Annotated in this window: 5 protein-coding genes; 1 reads left to right on the forward strand and 4 read right to left on the reverse strand. The window is 73.5% G+C overall.

Translation table 11 applies throughout. The features are described 5' to 3' along the window. Nucleotides 1-83: 83 nt before the first annotated feature. Genes ACWGH4_RS29725 through ACWGH4_RS29740 form a run of 4 tightly spaced genes read right to left on the reverse strand, consistent with a single transcriptional unit; the run spans nucleotide 84 to nucleotide 5,206 of the window. Entirely contained in the window at nucleotides 84-1,400 is a 1,317-nt protein-coding gene (locus ACWGH4_RS29725; RefSeq protein ID WP_453466364.1) for an O-antigen ligase family protein, read from the reverse strand. Nucleotide 1,401: 1 nt separating this feature from the next. Further along, nucleotides 1,402-2,886 (reverse strand): exopolysaccharide biosynthesis polyprenyl glycosylphosphotransferase, encoded by a 1,485-nt coding sequence (locus ACWGH4_RS29730; protein ID WP_453466366.1) that lies wholly within the window; start codon nucleotides 2,884-2,886, stop codon nucleotides 1,402-1,404. After that, nucleotides 2,883-4,064, reverse strand: coding sequence for a glycosyltransferase (locus ACWGH4_RS29735; RefSeq protein ID WP_453466368.1), 1,182 nt, complete (start codon nucleotides 4,062-4,064; stop codon nucleotides 2,883-2,885). The genes ACWGH4_RS29730 and ACWGH4_RS29735 overlap by 4 nt, the downstream gene beginning before the upstream one ends. 41 nt (nucleotides 4,065-4,105) lie before the next feature. Next, nucleotides 4,106-5,206 carry a DUF3344 domain-containing protein gene (locus ACWGH4_RS29740; protein ID WP_453466370.1) on the reverse strand — a complete coding sequence of 367 codons (1,101 nt, stop codon included), beginning with the start codon at nucleotides 5,204-5,206 and terminating at the stop codon, nucleotides 4,106-4,108. Nucleotides 5,207-5,558: 352 nt separating this feature from the next. Here ACWGH4_RS29740 and ACWGH4_RS29745 point away from each other — a divergent pair. Continuing rightward, a partial coding sequence (locus ACWGH4_RS29745; protein WP_453466372.1) for a hypothetical protein occupies nucleotides 5,559-5,849 on the forward strand: 291 nt, incomplete at its 3' end.

A 5,849-nucleotide genomic window follows, 5' to 3' on the forward strand; every position in this document is an offset into this window, starting at 1 on the left:
CGCCGGCGGTGCCGCCTGGTGGCCAGGTGCCAGGGACGCCCCGCCGGGCGGGCGACGGCCGGGGGCCGGGCCGGGTTCGTCGGTCACGCGCGCCTCGTTCCGCCGAGTGCCCACCAGGCCGCCAGGCCCAGCAGCACACCCGTGAGGGCCGTCGACGGGCCGCCGATGTCCGCGTAGAGGAAGTCGACGGTCTGCCAGAGCATCAGGCCCACCGCCGTCAGCCCGCAGTCCGCCGCTCGCCCGTGCGGTCCGCCCGCGAGCCGGCGCAGGCCGAGGACGAGGACGGCGGCGAGGCAGCCGGCGAACGCGGTCAGCCCGATCAGGCCCTGTTCGCCGAGGACGAGCAGGTACATGTTGTGCGGCGACAGCAGCGGCTGCTTCTCGAACTCCCTGCCCGCACCGGCGATGTCGCTGCCGGCGGACAGGCCGATCGAGGAATGACCGTCGCGGTGTGCCGGGAAACCCTTCATCCCGACCCCCGCCGCCGGCTCCTCGCGCCACATCCCGGCCGCCGCCGCCCACATCGCGTACCGGTCGCCGACCGACCGGTCCGGCGCGTCGGTGACGCGGGTGATGCTGCTGACGCGCTCGGAGATCATCTGGGAGCCGATGCCGAGGCCCCCGACGAGTACGACGGCGAGCGCGGCCACCGCCGAGAGGACCCGCACCGCCTGCCGCAGCCCGCACAGCGCGACCACCGCGAAGGCGGCGAGCGCCGTGGCGATCCACGCGCCCCTGCTGAACGACAGGGCGAGCGGCACGACGAGCACGGCCGCGGCCGTGAACGCGGACGGCCTCAGCCAGGCGGGTGCCTCGGCCGGGGGGCGCAGGGCGAGGGCGAGCGCCGCGAGCAGCCCGTACGACACGACCGTCGCCATCCCCATGACGTCCGTCGGCCCGAAGGTGCCCACGGCCCGGATGTCCTCCCCCATGTACGAGGCGCCGGTGCCGGTGGCGAACTGGTAGGTGCCCACGGCGCCCTGGGCGAGCGCCAGGACGACGAGGGCGCCGGCGACGACTCGGAAGTCGCGCGCGTCCCGCACGAGCAGCACGACGGCCAGCGGCACGAGGACGAAGACCTGGAGGTAGCGCACGAACCCGGGCAGCGCGGCCTGCGGTTGGGCGGCGGTGACGGTGGCGACCGCGAAGCCGACGACGGGCAGGCCGAACACGACGGCGGCGACGGGCGTCAGGGGCCGGGAGCGGCGGTGCAGGACCTGCGCCGCGCACCACACGACCAGGGCCCCCGAGGCGATGTCCGCCGGGCCCACCGTGCCCGCCCCGCCGCCGACCGAAGGAAGCGGCGCGGCCGGCAGCAGCACGGTAGCGACCAGGGGCAGCAGGCGGAGGAAGCCCGGTGTGCGCCTGTGCCGCACGGCGGTCCAGGTGACGGCTGTCATCTCAGCTGCCTCCCAGCCTCAGCACGGAGGCGGCGGTGCGGGCCAGGATGCAGACGTCCTGCCACAGCGACCAGGTGTCGATGTAGTGGTTGTCGAAGCGGGCGCGTTCCTCGATGGACGTGTCGCCGCGCAGGCCGTGGATCTGCGCGAGCCCGGTGATACCGGCGGGCATCCGGTGGCGCGCCTGGTAGCCGGGATGGACATGGCTGAACTTGGCGACGAAGTAGGGGCGTTCCGGCCGGGGGCCGACGAGGCTCATGTCACCCCGCAGCACGTTCCACAGCTGCGGCAGTTCATCAAGGGAGGTGCGGCGCAGCAGGCTGCCGGTGACGCTCATCCGCCGGTCGGAGGCCACGCTCCAGCGCGTGGCCGACTCGTGCTCGTCGACGGGCGGGATGGTGCGGAACTTCAGCAGCACGAACGGCCGTCCGTCCAGCCCGATCCGCTCCTGCCGGAAGATGATTCCGGGCCCGTCGAAGAGACGGACGGCGAGCGCGCAGAGGGCCAGTACGGGCGCCGCCGCGACGAGGGCGACAGCGGCGAGGCACACGTCCATGACCCGCTTGCCCACGAGGGCGAACGGCCGGCGCGTCCCGTCCAGCGGTCTGACGGGAAATCCCCACAGGTGGTCACCGCCGGGTGCCCGCCGAGGCGTGCCCGGCTCCGCGGGGGTTCCGTCGACCAGCCACACACGGCAGCCGTGCCGGGCGAACAGGCGGAGCAGCGCGGCGCTCTCCGCGCCGGTCCCCGGCGGCCGGGTGAAGACGGCGTGCCCGACGGCGTTCTGGATGACCGCGCGGCTGACGTCCTCCGGTCCGACCAGGACGGGCAGGGCCGGCAGCCCCGGCCCGGCCGGCCCGCCGGTGTCGACCTGCCCGACGGGCCGCATCCCGTATTCGGGGTGCCCGTACAGCGCCGCGGTGACCTGCTGGGCGACCGGCCCGCGGCCGACGACGAGCGCGGACCGCGGCCTGCGCGCGGCCGACCGCCGGCGCGCGTGGTGGACGGCCGCCCGGCCGGCGCAGGCGAGCAGCGTCTGGCCGCAGGCGGCGAGGGCCGGTGCGGCCGGGACGACGCCGTAGTGGGGGCCCTGGGCGACGAAGGTGGCGGCGAGGGCGTACCACTGGAGCATCGCGAGCCCGAGGAGCGTGGGCAGTTCGGCGAGCGCGGACGGCGACAGCCTGTGCCGGTAGAGGCCGCGCCAGGTGTGCAGCACGCCTTGGAGGAGCACGAGCGGCACCGCCGACGCGGCCGGCCAGGGAGCCGTGGGCCACAGCAGGGCCGGTGCGAGGGCCAGGGTCACGACGGCGGCGGTGGCGTCGGCCAGGAGCAGCGCGGTCGGACGTTCACGGCGGGCGGAGAGGCGGTGCGAACGGACGGGTGGACGGCGTTCCGCCGTGCGGCGTGGCGCGTGGACCGAGAGCGCCGGGCGGCGGGCGGCCGTCGCCCGGGCGCTGTGGGGAGCGGGGGCACTCTCCGTCGTCATCGTTCGCTGCGCTCCCTCGTCAAGGGTCGGTGCGGGCTCAGTAGTTCCTGGTACAGGCGCAGGACGGCCGCTGCCGTCCCGCGCACGTCGGACGTGGCCCGTGTGTGCTCCTCGGCCCGGCGGCCCAGGTCGTGACGGAGCGCGGGATCCGTCAGCAGCCGGACCAGCGCCGCGGCGAGCGCGGGCGGGTCCTCCGGCGGGACCAGCGCGTACGGCTCCTGACCGGGCGGCAGGCTCTCCCTCGCGCCGCTGACGTCGGTGATCACGACGGGCAGCCCGCAGGCCATCGCCTCCAGCGGGGCGAGCGCCATGCCCTCCCAGCGCGAGGGCAGTACGGCCACGTCCGCGGCGTGCAGCCACGGCCGGGTGTCGGCGCGGTCACCGGCGAAGAGCACTCCCGGCGGGGCGCCCTGCCGCAGCGCCTCCCGGTCCGGCCCGTCGCCCACCAGTAGGAGCCGGGAGCCGGGGACCGCTCCGGCCACCTCGGCCCAGGCCCGCAGCAGCACGTCCTGTCCCTTCTGCCGGCACAGCCGGCCCACGCAGACGACGAGGGGCGTCCGCGCGGGCATACCGTCCAGCTCCGGCAGAAGGGCGCGGGCCTCCTCGCGGCCGCGGCTGCCGCGAGGGGTGAAGTACGTCAGGTCGATGCCGTTGGGGATCACCGACCAGCGGGCACGGATGCCCGCCTCTTCCCCCGCGCGGCGCTCGCCCTCACTGACACAGAGGGTGCGGGTGCTCCAGCGCGAGCCGTGGCGCTCCCAGGTGAGGGCGAGTTCGGCACTGCGCCCCCGGACGGCGTCGAAGGACCAGGCGTGCGGCTGGAAGACCGTCGGTACCCGGCCGCGTACGGCGAGCCGCCCGGCGAGCCCGGCCTTGGCGCTGTGCGCGTGCACGATGTGGGGTGCGCCGGCCCGGATCAGCCGGGTGACGGCACGCACCTCGCTCGCGAGCCGCGGACCCGGCTCCCGCCCGGCCGGCCATGGGTGCACCTGTGCACCGGCCTGTGCCACCAGGTGAGGAAGCCGCCCCTGCGGGGGGCAGGCGACGACGGTCCGGATGCCCTCGCGGACCTGTGCCCTGACCAGGTCGGTGACGACCCGCGCGACTCCCCCCTCCACCGGCTGAACCAGGTGGAACACCGTCATTCGGCTTTTCTCAGTCCAGTTTCTTTGCAGCACGTACGGCCTTCTTCGAACGCGGTGGACTGTGGGTGCGTGAATCAGCGGCGCGCGTCGGCCTGCACGAAGAGAGCGCCGAGGAAATGCCCGTTGGCTTCGGCGCCGAAGCGGAACGTCAGCGAATGGGCGCCGTTCGTCAGGGCGGGCCGGATGTCGAACACGTCCGAGTCGTATCCGAGCGTGTTGACGTGGGCGGGCTGCCGTCCCTTCACCGTGGTGCCGAAGTCGGCAATGGTCGAATTCATGCTGTCGTCGGCCGGATTGGCGCGGTCGTCGATCAGAAGCGGTCTCCCGTCACCGGCCCGCACGCTCACCGAGTCGCCGCGCGCGCCGCGGTCGCCGTCGTAGGCGACGAGCCCGGCACGTCCCGCTGATCGTGGCCCGATCCGCAGGCCGGTGAGTGTCAGGGAGTGCTGCCCGCGCCCGGGGCGGACGCTTTCGAAGCCGTCCCACAGGACGAGTTCGCGCAGGGGTTCGGTGTCCTTCTCGTAGGCCACGACCATGGTCCAACCGCCCCAGGCGCCTGCCTCGGAGTGGCCCATCGCCACGTTGATCTGGGCGACGGTCCAGTAGCCGGTGCCGCCGCTGCGCACCAGGGGCGTGATGTCGGCGGACGCGTGGTAGGCGTCGCTGCCGTCCGCGTCGCGGTGTGCGATCTGGGTGTCGGCCAGCACCTCCTTGTACTCACCGCCCGGTTCGGCGATCAGGACACGGCCGTTGTCCTTCGGGGGTTTCTGCTCTCCGACGCGGAGGTTCCCGCCCCAGTACAGGCGGGCGTAACGCACGCGGGAGTCCGCCGGCAGGACGAGGCGTGCCCGGCTCGAGTTGTACGTGTTGGGGTCGTCGTCGAGGTCGACGTAGAACATGTCGTAGTCGCCGTTGACGCCCTGCGCGCCTCGCTGAAGGGACGAACAGGGCGCTGCCGAGCGGCTGTCGGCGCTACGGCAGGTGATGGCGGAGTTGGCGGCGCGGACGATCCCGCCGTGGTGCACCGCGTGGTAGCGCTGCGTGAAGGGGATGCCGGATGCTTCCGGCGGCGTGGGGGCCGGGGCCGCCGCGGCCGTCAGCGGAGCGGCCGAGAACGCCGTGCAGAGCAGTGCTCCCAGGACGCCTCGTGCGGCGAAGCCCGGCGACTCCGGCATGGGTGGCTCTCCATATTCGATCAAGTCGACAAAACAGGAGTGCACTTTGTCAGAAAGCTAGTTGGAAATCACGCTGGACGCGCATGTACGGCCATTTGGCTGCCATCTCATTCGCCTTGCATACGGCCCTGTCACACATGACGGCAGCGTTGGGCCGGTGCGAACGGAGCCATTACATCGAGTGATCCGGCAAAACCCTTTCTCCGTTCGGTCGTTGAGCGAAACTGCCTGCGAGCGGGGACCCGTCGCGCCGGACGCCGGAGAAAGGCCGGGATGCGGGGTTTCCCGTACGTCCACGGCTCGTTACCCCTGTCGACGGCGGAGAACCCGCCGGGGAAAGGGATTCGAAAAGATGAAGTACTCGAAGGCTGCCGCGATCATTGCCGGTTCCGTGGCGGCGCTGGGGGCGGCCTCTCCCGCCTTCGCCGCCGGTGCGGCGGGCATGCCGCCCATGAGCCTCAACGGCGGCGTCGCCGAGGTGGTGTCCTCGCTTCCGGACATGGAGACGGTCGAGGCGGGCCCCACGGTGAACGAGGTCGCGGGCAGGGCGACCGAGCTCAACAACGTCAAGGGCGACGCCCCGGGGCAGGTGCTGAAGACCGCCGGCTCGCTCACGCCCATGCTGGGCGGCGTCTCCCTGGGC

The sequence above is a fragment of the Streptomyces sp. NPDC054847 genome (genome assembly GCF_053610925.1).